This window comes from Streptomyces showdoensis, from assembly GCF_039535475.1.
GTDB classification, from domain to species: Bacteria; Actinomycetota; Actinomycetes; order Streptomycetales; family Streptomycetaceae; genus Streptomyces; species Streptomyces showdoensis.
In genome coordinates this window covers 144,432-159,754 of record NZ_BAAAXG010000002.1, presented here as the reverse complement: position 1 = coordinate 159,754, position 15,323 = coordinate 144,432, and the positions used below count along the sequence as shown (strand labels likewise).

Sequence of the window (15,323 nt, the reverse complement as noted above, 5' to 3'; positions counted from 1 at the left end):
GTTGTCAGGTCCTCTCCAGAAGGTCGGTCACCAGCGCAGCGAACCGGTCCAGACCGAGGTCGATCTTCTCCGGCGTGAGCGAGCTGAGGGACAGGCGCAGCTGCCGCGCCCCGCCCTCCGCCGCGTAGAAGTGGTGCATCGGCGTCCAGATGACCTTGTGCCGCTTGGCCGAGTAGGCGAGCAGGTCGTCGTCGGCGACGAACGGCACCGTGACGACCAGGAAGAATCCGCCGTCCGGTCGGTTCCAGCCGACCGGGGACGGGGTGGGGAAGCGTGCGGCCAGCCCGTCGAGCAGGTGCCGCAGCCGCTCTCCGTACCGGGCGGTGGCGTCCCGGTTCGCCTCGCGCAGGGCGAAGTCGTTCTCCAGCAACGCGCCGCCGATGACCGCCTGGGCGATCGGCGGGGTGTTGACCGTGATCATGCTCTTGATCTTCGAGAGCTCGTCGGCGAGGGTGCCGGCCGTCTCGCCGCCGCGGACGACGGGCTGGTCCGCCACCACGAACCCGATCCGGGCGCCGGGCAGGAGGGTCTTGGCGTACGAGCCGAGGTAGACCACCCGGTGGCCGGAGTCCAGCGACTTGAGCGTCGGCTTCGGGGCCGCGCCGTCGCCGAAGAAGCCGTACGGGTTGTCCTCGATGATCAGGATGTCGAGCTCCGCCGCCAGGTCGAGCAGCCGGTGCCGGGTCGGCACGTCGAGGCTGAGCCCGGTCGGGTTGGCGAAGTCGGGCACCAGGTAGCAGGCCCGGGGCCGCAGTCCGGCCTCGCGCGCGCCCTTCACCTTGGCCGCCAGGTCGTCCAGGTCGATCCCGGCGGTGCCGCTGTCGACCGGCACGACCGGCAGGTCGACCAGGCGGGCCGCGCCGGTGATGCCCACGTAGGACGGCGACGTGGCCAGGAGCACGTCGTGCTCGTCGGCGCGCAGCGCGCGCAGCACCAGGACCATGGCCTCCTGGCAGCCGACGGTCACCAGGATCGTCTCGGGGTCGACGTGGATGTTCTCGTCGGTCGCCAGGTTGCGGGCCACCAGGTCCTGGATGACGCCCTTCGTCCTGCCGTACTGGTAGAGCCGGTTGCGGGCCGTCTCCGCGCCCTGGTCCGTGCCGTCGGTGACGTGCTCGGTCCAGGCGCGCAGATAGCGGTGGACGTCCTCGATCGCGAACCCGCCGGGGTCCGGCCGGCCGGGCGCGAAGGAGACCGCGTCCGGGTACCGTTCGGACACCTCGTTCAGCAGGTTCATCGAGAGCAGCGCCGGATCGGACAGCGACCCGTGCAGGTCGGCCAGGTCCAGCACCGTTCCCGGCCGTGCCGTCGAGGCGTGGGACGCCTCGGTCATGACCCCTCCCGTTCGTCGGTTCCGGGTGCCCAGCGCACGCCGAGCCGTCGGGCCGCGGCCACGTTCGGCGCCCCGGCGAGGGCCATCGACACCTCGAGTTCGGTACGCAGCAGGCGCAGCGCCCCGGTCACCCCGGACTCCCCGCCGTCGGCCAGTCCCCACAGGACCGGCCGGCCGAGCAGCACCCCGGACGCGCCGAGGGCCAGCGCGCGCAGGACGTCGGTGCCGCCTCGCACGCCGCTGTCCAGCAGCAGCTCGCACGCGTCGCCGACCTCGTCCCGGATCGCCGGGAGGGCGAACAGGCTGGGCACGGCGCCGTCGAGCTGCCGGCCGCCGTGGTTGGACACCACCAGGCCGTCCGCGCCGAGGTCCACGGCGCGCCGCGCGTCCGCCGGGTCGAGGACTCCCTTGAGGACCAGCGGCAGCCGGGTCCGGCGCCGCACCCACTCCAGGTCGGCCCAGGAGAGGGTGGGGTCGATCACCGCGGCCGCGTGCCCGCCGACGGTCTGCCCGGCACCGCGCTGGGTGTCGGCCAGGTTCACCGGCGCGGCGTGCGCCGGCACGGCGAACCCGTTGCGCAGGTCGCGCAGCCGGCGGCCCATGAACGGGACGTCCACGGTGAGGATCAGGGCGCGGGCGCCAAGCCGCTCGGCCTCGGCGATCAGCCATGCGGTGCGGGCCCGGTCGCGCAGCCAGTACAGCTGGAGGAACAGTTCGCCGCCGGCCGGGACCAGTTCGTCCAGCGGGCGGCTGGCCAGGGTCGCCGCCGTGAAGGGGATCCCGGCCGCGGCCGCGGCCCGGGACACCGCCGGCTCGCCGTCCGGGTGCACCACCGAGTGGAAGGCCATCGGCGCCACCGCGACGGGCATCGACGACGCGGCACCCAGCAGGGTGGTCGTGGTGTCGGCGGTCTCCACCCCGTTGAGGACCCGGGGCACGAGGTGGCAGCGGTCGAAGGCGGTGCGGTTGGCGTGCAGCGTCGACTCGTCGCCGCTGCCGCCGGCCACGAAGTCGTAGACCTCGGGCGCCAGGACGGCGCGGGCGCGGTCCTCGACGTCGGCGAGGGTGAGCGGGTCGGGCGCCAGGACGCCCGGTCCGCCCGTCACGCGAGGTCCTGTCGTTCGACCGCCTCGTACAGCTTGCGGATGTTGTTGCTGCCGAACGTGGTCGCGCCGCGGCGCTCGATGATCTCCATGAAGAGGGTGCGGCGCGGGTGCTCGGACCGGGTGAAGATCTGGAACAGCTCGCCGTCGTGGTCCCGGTCGGCGAGCACGCTGTGCTTGCGCAGTTCGGCGACCGCGTAGCCGGACGAGCCGAGCCGCTCGTGCAGGTCCTCGTAGTAGGTGTCGGGCGTGGAGAGGAAGCGCACGCCGGAGCCGCCGAGTTCGGCCACGGCGTCCACGATGTTCGGCACCGCGAAGGCGAGGTGCTGGACGCCGCCGCCGCCGTGCTTCTTCAGGAAGTCGTCGATCTGGCCGGGCACGGCGCCGCTCATGGGCTGCAGCAGCGTCAGCGTCACGCCCGCGTTCGGGCTCTGCACCACCTTGGACTGCATGGCCTGCGCTCCGACGTGGATGTCCTCCTCGAACACCACCTCCCAGCCGAGCGTCCGGCGGTAGAACTCGACGGTTCCGTCGAGTTCGCCGGTCTCCAGGCAGACCGCTATGTGGTCGACGCGGAGCAGGTGACGGGTGGCCGGCGCCGAGGTGGCCGCGGTCTCCGTGGTGCCCTCGGTCCGCACCGGCGCGATGCCGGGCAGCGACCAGGGCGCGCCGGCGGGCCGGCTCACGAAGCTGTGGGTCACGTCGCCGAAGGCCTGGAGCACCGTCGGGTCGGGTGTCGCCACCCGCAGGGCGATGTCGCTGACGCCGTCGCCGTGCCGGGCGGTGAACAGGGTGGACGGGTGGTCGTCGGTGAGGCCCTGCAGGAGCAGGAGGACGGTGTCCCGCTGGCCCACCGCCACGGCGGTGAACTCCGGGGTCTCTCCCGCCGCGATCACCTCGAAGCCGTAGCGCTCGACGTACTCGGCCGCACGGGCACGGGCGTCCCCGACCGAGAGCGTGATGTGGTCGATCTCGGCGTCGACGGCGTGCTGATTTCTGGTCTGGGGTCCGGACGACATTAATTCCCCCAAGGCTCGATAATCGGTTTCGACGTCGGGAACAAGAATTGTTCAGATCCCGGTACCGCGACGGAAAAACGCTAAGGACGGGCGTCGGAGAATGTCAACGAACCGTGCCGCCAGCCGCCGAACAGTGCGGAACCCGCCTTCTCGCACTTGGGTTTCGAAGCAACCCCTATGGGGTGCATAGGGGTTGCGCACACCATGGTGACAGGTGAGTATGCGACCGATCGAAGCTGCGGACAAGGAGCGGTACGTGCTGATTCATCAGGCACTCGACGAGCGCGCGGCGGAATATGGCGACCATATTGCGCTGATTGACGAAAACGGCCCGGTCACCTATTCCGAACTGGTTTCCACGGCCGATTCGTACGCCGCGGCGCTGGCCGAGGCGGGAGTGGGGCCGGGGAGCCTGGTGCCGGTGCGCATCGCCCGCTCGGCCCGGATGGTGACCGTCCTGCTGGCCGTGCTCAAGACGGGCGCGGCGTACTGCCCGATCGACGTGAAGTGGCCGGACGAGCGGGTACGGGAACTGCTGCGCCTGCTGCGGGCGGAGCTGTTCGTCACGGACACGCCGCTCGCCGGCGCCCCGTGCTGGGCGCCGCCGGCCGTTCCCTCGCCCGGGTCCCCCGCCGTCCCGGCGGACCTCGGGCCGGACGCCCCGGCCTGCGTCTTCTTCACCTCCGGCAGCACGGGCGCCCCCAAGGGGGTGGTGACCCCGCACCGGGCGGTGCTGCGGCTCTTCGACAGCGGCCCGCTCGCGGCCTTCGGCCCCGGGCGGGTGCTGCCGCAACTGGCCCCGGTCGGGTGGGACGCCTGCGGACTGGAACTGTGGGGCATGCTCAGCCGGGGCGGCACCGTGGTGCTGCCGGACGAGGACCACCTGCTGCCGGACACCCTGCGCGACCTGGTCGAGCGGCACGGCGTGAACACCCTCGTCCTGGTCGCCTCCGTGGTGAACCTGCTGGTGCGGCTGGACCCCGACTGCCTGCGCGGGGTGGACCTCATGTTCATCGGCGGCGAACGCCTGTCGCCCGAGCCGGTGCGCGCGCTGCTGCTGGCGCATCCGGACACGACCGTCATCAACTGCTACGGCCCGGTGGAGAGTTTCGCCTTCGCCACCATGCACCCCATCCGGCCGGAGGACTGCGACCTCCCGCACGGCGTGCCCATCGGGCGGGCGGTGCCCGGCACCGCGATCCATCTCATCGACGGCGAACTGTGCGTCGCCGGCACGGGTCTCGCCCACGGATACCTGCGCGACCCGGACCGCACCGCCGAGGTGTTCGTCACGGTCGACGTCGAGGGCGTGCCGACCCGGGTCTACCGCACCGGCGACCGCGCGGAGCGCGACGCCGAGGGCGTGCTGCACTTCCTGGGCCGCGCCGACCGGCAGGTGAAGATCCGCGGTTACCGGGTGGAGCTGGGCGAGGTCGAGAGCCACGCCGCGCGACGCGCCGGCGTGCGCGACTGCGTGGCGGTGGCACTGGCCGGCCGGAGCGGCGCGTACGAGCGTCTGGCGCTGGCCTTCACCGGAGACGCGGACCCGGACCGGGTCCGGACGGAGCTGCGCGAGCGGCTCCCCGGCCATCTGGTGCCCGATGTGGTGCGCCGCCTCGACGAACTCCCGCACAACGCCAACGGCAAGGTCGACCACCGAGCCGTCACCGAACTGCTGCGCGTCCCGACCCCCGGAAAAGGGCTGACGATGACCACGTACACCGAGACCACCGAAGCCGTGGCGACCACGGCCGCCGGAGCGACCACGCCGCCCGCACGCGCCGAGGAGGCCGTCGCGGAGGCCGTCGCGGACGGCAGAACCGGCGGAGCCGGCAGAACCGCCGGCTCCGCGGCGACCGCCGACACCGCGCCCGTCGAGGCCGCCGACCCGATCGTGCGGGACTACCTCACGCTCGTCGACGACAGCATGGTCGCGGTGCTGCCGCACGCCCTGCGCATCGCCGTCGAACTCGGCGTCGCCGACGTGATGGACTTCTCGACCGCACAGCCCGTGGCGAAGACCGCGGAACTGATCGACGCCGACCCCGACTCCCTGGGCCGGCTGCTCGCCGCCCTCACCACCGCCGGGTTCTTCGCCGGCGATCCGGCGGGCGGCTTCCGGCTGACCCCGCTCGGCGCGCGGCTGCGCCGGGACGACCCGCACAGCCTCTCCGCCTCCCTGGTCAACGCCGAGAGCCAGCTGGCCTGGCTGCGCGCCACGGACACCTTCCGCACCGGCACCGCCTCCTTCAACGGCGGCGCGGGCAACGAGGGCGCCGACGGCTTCTTCGGGGTCAAGAACACCCGCCGCGGCGAGAACCTCGCGTTCCTGCGCCGGATGCGGGAGCGCACCGGCCGCCTGTACCGGCAGGCGGCCGAGGCCGTCGACTGGTCGGACTCGCGGGTCATCCTGGACATCGGCGGCGCCGACGGCTTCCTCCTCGGCGAGATCCTCTCGGTGGCCCCGCACGCGGGCGGCGTCCTGTTCGACCGCCCCTCGGTGATCGACGAGGTGAACCTCCGCGGCGGCGTCCCCGGTTGCCGCGCGGTGCCCGGGGACTTCTTCGTCTCGGTGCCCGCCGGCGCGGACACCCATCTGCTCTGCAGCGTCCTGCACGACTGGACCGACGAGCAGGCGGTGGAGATCCTGCGGTCGAGCCGCCGCGCGCTGGCGCCCGGCGGCCGGCTGCTCGTGATCGAGATGCTGGTGCCGGAGGACGGCGGCCGGCACGTCAGCCACTGGAGCGACCTCGGCATGATGGTGCTCACCGGCGGCCGGGAGCGCGACCGGGCCGGCTTCGCCCGGATCCTGGAGGCGGCCGGGTTCGGCATGCACCGGGTCCTGACGATCCCGGAGTCGCCGTTCTCCGTGATCGAGGCGCGCTGAGCCGCGATGGACATCGATCTGCTCTCCCCCGGCGTCTTCGCCGGGCACCGGTTCCTCGACCGGCTCGCGGCCGTCCGCGAACGGCCGGGTCTGACCTGGCATCCGGAGCCGGACGGCCCCGGGTTCTGGGTGGCCGCCCGGTACGACGACGTCCAGGCGGTCCTGTCCGACCCGGGCACGTTCAGTTCCCGCGCGGGCATCAGGCTCGGCGGGTCGGGCGAGGCGGCCGACCTGGTCGCCGACCGGATGATGGTGGTCAGCGACCCGCCGCGGCACGGTCGGATCCGCCGCGTGGTGGGCGCCCCGTTCACCCCGGCGGCGCTGCGCCAGTGGCACGACCGGATCGTCGCCGGAGTCACCGACCTGGTGGACGAGGTGGTGGCCGCGGACGCCGGCGGGCCGCTGGTCCGGGACGCCGTCGGCGACCTGGCGCAGCGGCTCCCCAACCAGGTCATCTGCGCCATGATGAACCTGCCCCGGGCCGACTGGCCGCTGATCGGAAGGCTCACCACCGACGGCCTGGACTCCCCCGACCCGATCGACCGGCTGGACGCCAACGCCGAGATCTTCGGCTACTTCGCCGACCTGATCGCCGAGCGCCGGGCCCGTCCCGGCGACGACCTGATCAGCGCGCTGCTCGCGGCCGACGGCGATCTGACCGACGACGAGCTGATCCTCAACTGCAGCGGCGTGCTGACCGGTGCGAGCGAGACCGTACGGTACGCGGCGGCCGGGGCGCTGCTGGTCTTCGGCGACCGGCCGGAGCTGTGGACGGCGCTCCGCGCGGCGCCGGAGCTGCTGCCCACCACCGTCGAGGAGATCCTGCGCTGGACCAGCCCCGGGCTGCACGCGCTGCGCACGGTGACCCGCCCGGTGACGGTGGCCGGCACCGTGCTGCACCCCGGCGACCGGGTGACCGCCTGGATCTGCTCGGCCAACCGCGACCCGGCCGTCTTCCCCGACCCGGACACCTTCCGGCCCGACCGCACGCCCAACAAGCACCTGGCGTTCGGCTGGGGCCCCCACGTCTGCGTCGGGGCCCGGGTCGCCCGGCTGGAGCTCACCGCGCTGCTGACGGCGCTGATCCGCCGGGTGCGGGTGATCGCCCCGGCCGGCGAGCCGGTGTGGGGCGCGGGCAACTTCATCCATGGACTGACCCGACTGCCGGTGCGGCTGAGCCCGGCGTGAGCCCGTCAAGGAGCTGATGGACTGTGACGAACGCCGCCCCCGCTGAGAACGCCGAGAACGCCGGCAACGCCGGCACGGCCGCGATCGCCGAGATCTGGCAGGAGGTCCTGGGCGTCCCGGTCACGGAGGACGACGACTTCTTCGCCCTGGGCGGCCAGTCGCTGGCCGCCATGGAGGTGGTGGCCGCGGTGCGCCGCCGCCTCGGCATCACGGTCCGGGTCCGGGTGCTGCTGGAGCACCCGGTGCTGGCGGACTTCACCGCACGGCTCGCCGAGCTCGGGCAGTCCGACGGGACCCGATAGGACCCGGCGGACCCGACCGACGGGACGGCGGGAGCGGAGGTTCCGCTCCCGCCGTTCCGCGCGTCCGCGCACGCCCGCTCCCGCCGTTCCGCGCGTCCGCGCGCGCCCGCTCTCCCCGTCCCGCGCGTCCGCGCGCGCCCCTGGTCTCCCCAAGCCCGCGCGTCCACGCGCCGGCCCGCTCTCCCCGTCCCGCGCGTCCGCGCCCCGTGCCCCCGCCCCCGCCGTCCGGGAACGCCGCAGCCCCGGCCTCTCCGGGCCGGGGCTGCGGTGGTATGCGGTGCGGTGTCCCGTCAGGGTCGGACCAGGCGCTCCAGCACCCCGCTCAGGCTCCGCGCCAGCGCGGTCAGGTGGGGCTGCTGCAGCATGGTGTGGTGGTCGCCGGGGACCGTGTGGAGTTCGAAGCCGCCGCGGGCGAGGACGCGCCACGGGCGGGTCTTCGGCCGGCGCGGCTGCTGCTGCGCCGACAGCAGCACCAGGCGTCCGTCGACCGGGCCGGGGCGGTGCCGCAGCAGGGCTCGGGTGTTGGCCTCGAAGACCCGTATCCGCTCGCGCATGTCGTCGCGGATGCCCTCCGGCACGAGGGCCGCGCGCTCCAGCAGGTCCAGCAGCGCCTCGTCCTGACGGTCCGGCGTGAGGCCCCGCAGCGCGGCCTCGTCGTACCGGGGCGCCGGCACGCCGGCCAGGCCGGCCAGGTCGTGGACGAAGCCGCCGAGGAGCACCGCGCGGTCCGGCAGTGCCTCTCCCAGGTACGGGGGCATCCCGGTGTCCAGCATGACGACCAGCGGGGCCGTCTCGCCCGCGGCGGTGAGCAGGCGCGCCATCTCCGCGGCCACGACGCCGCCCAGCGACCAGCCGCCGAGGTGGTAGGGGCCGTGCGGCTGAACCGCGCGGATCGCCTCGACGTACCGCGCGGCCAGATCGGTCAGCGAGGCGGTGACGGGGCCGCCGTCGAGCCCCGGGTCCTCCAGCCCGTAGAGCGGCTGGTCGGGGTCGATCAGGCGGGCCAGCGGCAGGTAGGGCACCACCGACCCGCCGACGGCGTGGACCAGGAAGAGCGGTGGCCGGCCGCCGGTGGGCTTGATGGGCACCAGCGGCGACGGCTGGGTACGGGTGCGGCGGGACGGATCGAGCAGCATGGCGGTCATCTCCACGGTCGGAGCCGAGTACAGGTCACGCATGTCCAGTTCGACGCCGAGCCGCCGACGCAGCTCGGCGCGCAGCCGGGTCAGGTCGAGCGAGGTGCCGCCCAGGTCGAAGAAGCTGTCGTGGACGCCGATCCGGTCGGTGCCCAGCAGGGCGGACCAGACCCGGGCGACCGCGTGTTCGGTGGCGTCGCGCGGGGCGACGAACGCGCCGTCGCGGCTCGGCTCCGGCGCGGGCAGCGCGGCCCGGTCCACCTTGCCGTTGCCGGTCAGCGCGATGCGCTCCACGGGGACCAGCGCCGAGGGCACCATGTAGTCGGGCAGGTGGGCCGCGAGGTGTGCCCGGAGGTCGCCGGGCTCCACCGCGTCCTTGCTCACCACGTACCCGACGAGCCGGTCGTCGCGCACGGTCACGCAGGCGTCGTCGACCCGGGGATGGGCGGCGAGCACGGCCTCGATCTCGCCGAGTTCGATGCGGAAGCCGCGGATCTTCACCTGGTGGTCGATGCGGCCCAGGTACTCCAGGCCGCCGTCGGAGCGGCGCCGGGCCAGGTCGCCGGAGCGGTAGAGCCGGGCGCCGGGGGCGCCGCCGAGCCGGTCGGCGACGAACCGCCGGGCGCTCAGGTCGGGCCGGTTGAGGTAGCCCCAGGACAGGCCGGCGCCGCCGACGAGGAGTTCGCCGGGGACGCCGATGGGGGCGGGCTGCCCGGTCCTGTCGACGACCCACAGCGACAGGTCGGGGATGGGCTCGCCGATGGGGCTGGCGTTGTCCCGCAGGAGCTCCCGGGTCAGCGGGCAGTAGGTGACGTGGACCGTGGTCTCGGTGATGCCGTACATGTTGACCAGGCGCGGGTGGTCCTCGCCGTGCCGGTCGAACCAGCGGCGCACCGAGTCGCCGTCCAGCGCGTCGCCGCCGAAGATCACGTAACGCAGGGAGAGTTCCTCCGGGCGTTCCTCGTGGGCCGCGACGAGCTGGCGGAAGGCGGCCGGGGTCTGGTTGAGCACCGTGACCTCCTCCCGGGCCAGCAGCCGCTGGAAGTCCTCGGGCGAGCGGGTCTGCCAGTGCGGTACGACGACCAGCCGGCCGCCGTGGGCGAGGGCGCCCCAGAGTTCCCAGACGGAGAAGTCGAAGGCGAAGGAGTGGAACAGGGTCCACACGTCCCGCTCGTCGAACCGGTACCAGTCCTGGGTGGCCCGCAGCAGCCGGACGACCTGGCCGTGCGGGACGGTGACGGCCTTGGGCGCGCCGGTCGAGCCGGACGTGTAGATCAGGTAGGCGAGGTCGGCGGCGGTCGCGGTCGCGTCCGGCACCGGGAGGTCCCCGTCGGTGTCCTCGTCCAGGAGCAGCGCGGTCCCGGGGACGTCGAGTCCGCGCTGGGTGACGACCACCGACAGGCCGGCGTCGTCGGCCATGTACGACCGCCGCTGGGCCGGGTGGTCGGGGTCCAGCGGTACGTACGCGGCCCCGGCCCGCAGGATGCCGAGGATCCCGACGACGAGGTCGGTGTCGCGGTGGGCGCAGAGGCCGACCAGGCTTCCGCGGCCGACTCCTCTGGCGGCCAGCCGGGCGGCCAGCCGTTCGGCCCGCCGGGCCAGTTCGCGGTAGGTCGTGCGCGTGTCGCCGGCGACGACCGCCACGGTGTCGGGGCGCAGCCGGACCTGCTCGGCGAAGAGGTCCCAGAGCGAGGCGTCGGCCGGCACCTCGCGGCGGGCCGCGCTCCAGCCGCGCAGCAGCGCCGCCTCCTCGGGGCCGGGCAGGACGAAGGCGGCGACGGTGGCGTCCGGTTCCGCCGCCGCCCGGGTCAGGACCCTGCCCAGGTGTTCCAGGAGCCGGGTGACGCGGTCGGCGTCGAGGAGGTCGGTGGCGTACTCGGCCTGCAGGCGCAGCCCGCCGTCGGCGGTGACGGTGGCGTGCAGGGCCAGGTCGAAGCGGGCGACCCGGCCGGCCACCGGCAGCGGTTCGACGGTGACCGGGCCGAAGGCCGGGCCGGCCGCGGCGCGTTCGTCGGCGTGCAGGGTGAGGCTGATCTGGAAGAGCGGGTTGCGGCCCGGTTCGCGGGCCGGCCGCAGCTCTTCGACCAGGGTGGTGAAGGGGAGGTCCTGGTGTTCGGTGGCGCCGCGCACGGCCAGTTCGCAGCGGTGCACGAGTTCCCGGAAGGCCGGGTTCCCGGCGACGTCGGCGCGCAGCACGACGGTGTTGGCGAAGTAGCCGACCAGCGGTTCGAGTTCGGGGCGGTTGCGGCCGTAGAGGACCGTGCCGATGCCGATGTCGTCCTGCCCGGTGTGCCGGGAGAGCACGACCAGGAAGCCGGCCGTCAGCACGGAGAGGAGGGAGCCGCGTTCGGTGTCGGCGAGCCGGCGCAGCGAGGCGCCGAGGCCGTCGTGGAGGTGCAGTTCGGCGGTGGCCCCGGGGTGTCCGGCGCCGGTGCCGCGCGGGCGGTCGGTCGGGAAGTCCAGCCGGGGCAGCGCGTGGAGCTGTTCGCGCCAGTAGCCGAGCTGCTTGTCCAGCGCGTCCTCGGCGAGCCGGGCGCGCTGCCAGACCGCGTGGTCGGCCGGCTGGATGTCCAGGGCGGGCAGGGTCCGGTCGGGGTCGGTGTACAGGGCGGCCAGTTCGTCGAGCAGGACGCCGGCCGACCATCCGTCGGCGATGACGTGGTGGGTGCACAGCACCAGGACGTGCTCGGCCGGGCCGAGCCGCAGCAGCTCCGTGCGCAGCAGTCGGTCGGCGGCCAGGTCGAACGGGCGGGTGGCGGCCTCGGCGAGCGCCTCGGGGACGGCGTCCGGGTGGACGGCGGTCACCGGGAGCGGCCAGGACTCCGGTGCGGGGTCGGCGACCTGGACGGGGACGCCGTCCACCGTGACGAACCGGGTGCGCAGGCTCTCGTGCCGGCCGACCAGCGTGCCCAGGGCGCGGGAGAGGCGGTCCGGGTCGAGCGGGCCGCGCAGGCGCAGCGCGAGCGGCACGTTGTAGACCGGGGAGGCGGGGTCGAGCTGGTGCAGGAACCAGAGCCCTTCCTGCTGGTACGAGAGCGGCATGGCGTCGGTCCGGGCGACGGCGGGGATCCGCGCGGTGCCGCCCGGTTCGGCGAGCCGGCCGGCGAGTTCGGCGACGGTGGGCGCCTGGAACAGGGCCGCGACGCCGAGGTCCGCCCCGAGCGTGGTGCGGATCCGGTTGACCAGGCGGATCGCGAGCAGGGAGTGGCCGCCGAGCGCGAAGAAGCCGTCGTGCACGCCGACCCGCGGTACCTGGAGCACCTCGGCGAACAGGGCGCACAGGGCGCGTTCCCGGTCGTCGCGGGGGGCCACGTGGTCGGCGTCGGCGGCGGCCTTCTCGGGTTCGGGCAGCAGCCGCCGGTCGATCTTGCCGTTCGGGGTGAGCGGGAGCTGGTCGAGCGTGACCAGGGCGGCGGGGACCATGTACGGCGGCAGCACCGAGGCCGCGGCGGCGCGGATCCCGGCGAGGTCGGGCGAGGGCACGGCGGGGACCAGGTATCCGACGAGGCGCTTGTCGCCCGGCCGGTCCTCGCGGGCGTGCACATGGGCCTGGGCCACGTGCGGGTGGCGGACCAGCACGCTCTCCACCTCTCCGGGTTCGACCCGGAAGCCGCGGATCTTCACCTGGGTGTCGACCCGGCCGGCGAACTCCAGGGTCCCGTCGGAGCGCCACCGGGCGAGGTCGCCGGTGCGGTACATGCGGGTGCCGGGGGCGCCGAAGGGGTCGGCGACGAAGCGTTCGGCGCTGAGCCCGGCGCGGCCGTCGTACCCGCGCGCCAGACCGGCGCCGGCCGCGTACAGCTCGCCGATCACGCCGGCGGGCACCGGCCGCAGCCGGTCGTCGAGGACGTAGACGGCGGTGTTGTCCATCGGCCGGCCCATCGGCACGCTGTCCGGCACCGTGTCCGGGTCGTGCAGGGGCATCTGCACGGAGCACATGGTGAGTTCGGTGGGCCCGTAGGTGGCCCGGACCCGGAGGTCGGGGTGGCGGCGCAGGACCGCGCGGACGGCTGCGGAGCTGATCACGTCGCCGCCGGTCATCACCTCGCGCAGTCCGGCGAAGCAGTCCGGGTCCTCCTCCGCGATGACCTGGAAGAGGCCGGAGACCAGCAGGACGTCGGTGAGGCCGGCGGCCCGGACGACGGCGCCGTCGACATCGCCAACGGGTGCCACGACGACCTCGCCGCCGGAGAGCAGCGGCACCCAGATCTCGCAGGTCGAGGCGTCGAAGGCGTGCGGTGAGTGCAGCAGCGCGCGGCGCGGGCGCTCGTCGTGCCAGCACCGGTCCCGGGCGAAGGCGAGCACGCCGCGCTGGGTGGTGACGACGCCCTTGGGCGCGCCGGTCGAGCCCGAGGTGTACATGATGTACGCGGCCTGCTCGGGATGCGCGTCGCCGGACGGCACGGCGGCGCGGTCGGCCGCCGTGGGCGAGAAGCCGGTCACCGTCAGGCTCTTCACCCCGGCGCCGGTCGCCAGCTCGTGTTCGCGTAGCGCGTCGTCGACGAGCAGGAGCGCCACGCCGGACTGCTCCAGCATGTCGCGCATCCGCTCGGTGGGCGCGGTCAGCGGCAGCGGTACGAAGCAGCCGCCGGCCTTGAGCACCGCGAGCATCGCCACGATCAGGTCGGCGGAGCGCTGCTGAAGGATCGCGACCCGCGTCTCGGCCACCACGCCGAGCCGGGCCAGCCGGCCGGCCAGCAGGTCGCTGCGCCGGTCCAGTTCGGCGTAGCTCAGCGTGCCGTCCCGGTCGGAGACGGCGGGCGCGGCGGGGGTCAGCCCGGCCTGCCGGGCGAACGCCCGCGCCAGTCCGACGGGCTGTTCGGGCCGGGGCTCGCCGTTCCACTCGTGCAGCAGGGTGTCGCGTTCGCGGGCGTCCAGCAGGTCGAGGTCGCCGAGGGCCCGGTCGGGGTCGTCCACCACCGCTTCGAGCAGCCGCGCCAGGCGGTGCGCGAGGGCCGTGACCGTCTCCCGGTCGAAGAGTTCGGTGCGGTGGACGAGCTGCGCGGACAGGCCGAGCGGCGTGCCGTCGGGGGCGTGGCGGTCGGTGAAGCTGACGGACAGGTCGAAGTGGGCGGCGATGGTCCGGTTCCGCAGCTCCGTCACGGTCAGGCCGTCCAGGGCGTACTGCGCGGCGGCGTTGTTCTGCAGCACCAGGGCGACCTGGAAGAGCGGGTGCCGGTTGAGCGCGCGGCTCGGGTTGAGCGCCTCGACGAGCCGGTCGAAGGGCAGCTCGGGGTGGGCGAGGGCGGCCAGGTCGGTCTCCCGGGCACGGGCCAGCAGCTGCCGGAAGGTCGGGTCCCCGGAGGTGTCCAGGCGGAGCACCAGGGTGTTGACGAAGAACCCGATGAGGTCCTCCAGGTCCTCCTCGGAGCGGCCCGCGTCCATCGTGCCGAGGGGGATGTCGGTGCCGGCGCCGAGCCGGGTGAGCAGGGCCGCGAGGGCCGCGTGGACGACCATGAACAGCGAGGCGTCGGCGTCGCGCGCGAGCCGCAGCAGGCGGCCGTGCAGCTCCGCCGGGAGGTCCAGCAGCACCTCGCCGCCGTCGTCGCCGGAGACCTCCGGGCGGGGCCGGTCCCAGGGCAGCGGCAGCTCGTCCGGCAGGTCGGCGAGCCGCCCGGTCCAGTGGTCGAGGAGGTCCGCGCCGTCCGGTCCTTCGAGGAGCTCCCGCTGCCACAGCGCGTAGTCGGCGTACTGGACGGGCAGCGGCTCCCAGCCCGGCGGTGCCCCGGCCCGGCGGGCCGCGTAGGCGGTGCCCAGGTCGCGGCCGAGCAGCGCCGTCGACCAGCCGTCGCCGACGATGTGGTGGAGCACCACGTACAGCGTGTGGTCCTGCTCGCCGGTCCGCAGCAGCCACACCTTCAGCGGCAGGTCGGTGGTCAGGTCGAAGGCGTGCCGGGCCAGCCGGTCGAGTGTGGCGGGCAGTTCGTCGGCGGTGACGTCGAGTCCGGTGACGAACTCGGCGAGGTCCACGGTCGCGCGCACCCGCTGGCGCGGCTCGCCGTCGACCTCGGGGAAGACGGTGCGCAGGCTTTCGTGGCGGGCCACCAGGTCGCCCAGGGCCGCGTGCAGGGCCTCGGTGTCGAGCGGTCCCTCCAGCCGCAGCGCGAGCGGCAGGTTGTAGGTCCAGGCGCCCGTGTCCAAGCGGTTGAGGAACCAGAGGCGTTGCTGCGCGAAAGACAACGGGAACACGGATCCTCCTGCGCCTGTGAGGCATCGACGGTCGTCGGCCGCACGATAGGACGGTTCCGTCGGACGGACGGCCGACGACTCCCAAAAGCCCCTGTCCACAGGGGTTTTCGCGGCCCCGGATAGGGGTTGTCGGCCTTCTCGGCGTCCGCCCATCATGAGCCAGCCC

At 74.1% G+C, this 15,323-nt stretch carries 6 protein-coding genes and 1 pseudogene; 3 read left to right on the top strand and 4 right to left on the bottom strand.

The window, feature by feature from the left end; genetic code table 11:
- Positions 1 to 4: 4 nt before the first annotated feature.
- From ABD981_RS00820 to ABD981_RS00810, 3 genes are read right to left on the bottom strand one after another with little or no spacing between them, the layout of a single operon-like run.
- Entirely contained in the window at positions 5 to 1,333 is a 1,329-nt protein-coding gene (locus ABD981_RS00820) for an aminotransferase-like domain-containing protein (RefSeq protein WP_046905994.1), read from the bottom strand.
- Positions 1,330 to 2,439, bottom strand: a complete 1,110-nt coding sequence (locus ABD981_RS00815) for an alpha-hydroxy acid oxidase (protein WP_046905993.1) — start codon at positions 2,437 to 2,439, stop codon at positions 1,330 to 1,332. The genes ABD981_RS00820 and ABD981_RS00815 overlap by 4 nt, the downstream gene beginning before the upstream one ends.
- Positions 2,436 to 3,455, bottom strand: coding sequence for a VOC family protein (locus ABD981_RS00810; RefSeq protein WP_046905992.1), 1,020 nt, complete (start codon positions 3,453 to 3,455; stop codon positions 2,436 to 2,438). Before ABD981_RS00810 ends, ABD981_RS00815 begins: the two co-directional genes overlap by 4 nt.
- Positions 3,456 to 3,711: 256 nt before the next feature.
- Between ABD981_RS00810 and ABD981_RS00805 the strand changes: the two genes are divergently transcribed.
- Genes ABD981_RS00805 through ABD981_RS00795 form a run of 3 tightly spaced genes read left to right on the top strand, consistent with a single transcriptional unit; the run spans position 3,712 to position 7,832 of the window.
- Positions 3,712 to 6,342 (top strand): AMP-binding protein, encoded by a 2,631-nt coding sequence (locus ABD981_RS00805; RefSeq protein ID WP_165590893.1) that lies wholly within the window; start codon positions 3,712 to 3,714, stop codon positions 6,340 to 6,342.
- A 6-nt stretch (positions 6,343 to 6,348) separates the two neighbouring features.
- The gene (locus tag ABD981_RS00800) at positions 6,349 to 7,530 is read left to right on the top strand and encodes a cytochrome P450 (RefSeq protein WP_046905991.1); all 1,182 of its coding nucleotides are present in this window, start codon (positions 6,349 to 6,351) and stop codon (positions 7,528 to 7,530) included.
- Between the two features lie 23 nt (positions 7,531 to 7,553).
- A complete protein-coding gene (locus tag ABD981_RS00795; protein WP_046905990.1) occupies positions 7,554 to 7,832 on the top strand; it encodes a phosphopantetheine-binding protein in 279 nt (92 codons plus the stop codon).
- 290 nt (positions 7,833 to 8,122) lie between these two features.
- Here the strand turns inward: ABD981_RS00795 and ABD981_RS00790 are convergent.
- Positions 8,123 to 15,157, bottom strand: a pseudogene (locus tag ABD981_RS00790) (amino acid adenylation domain-containing protein); the annotation flags it as partial.
- Positions 15,158 to 15,323: the final 166 nt, after the last annotated feature.

Coding starts and splice junctions, on each gene's coding strand:
- ABD981_RS00820 (WP_046905994.1), bottom strand. CDS start 1,333: ATGACCGAGGCGTCCCACGCCTCGACGGCACGGCCGGGAACGGTGCTG.
- ABD981_RS00810 (WP_046905992.1), bottom strand. CDS start 3,455: ATGTCGTCCGGACCCCAGACCAGAAATCAGCACGCCGTCGACGCCGAG.
- ABD981_RS00800 (WP_046905991.1), top strand. CDS start 6,349: ATGGACATCGATCTGCTCTCCCCCGGCGTCTTCGCCGGGCACCGGTTC.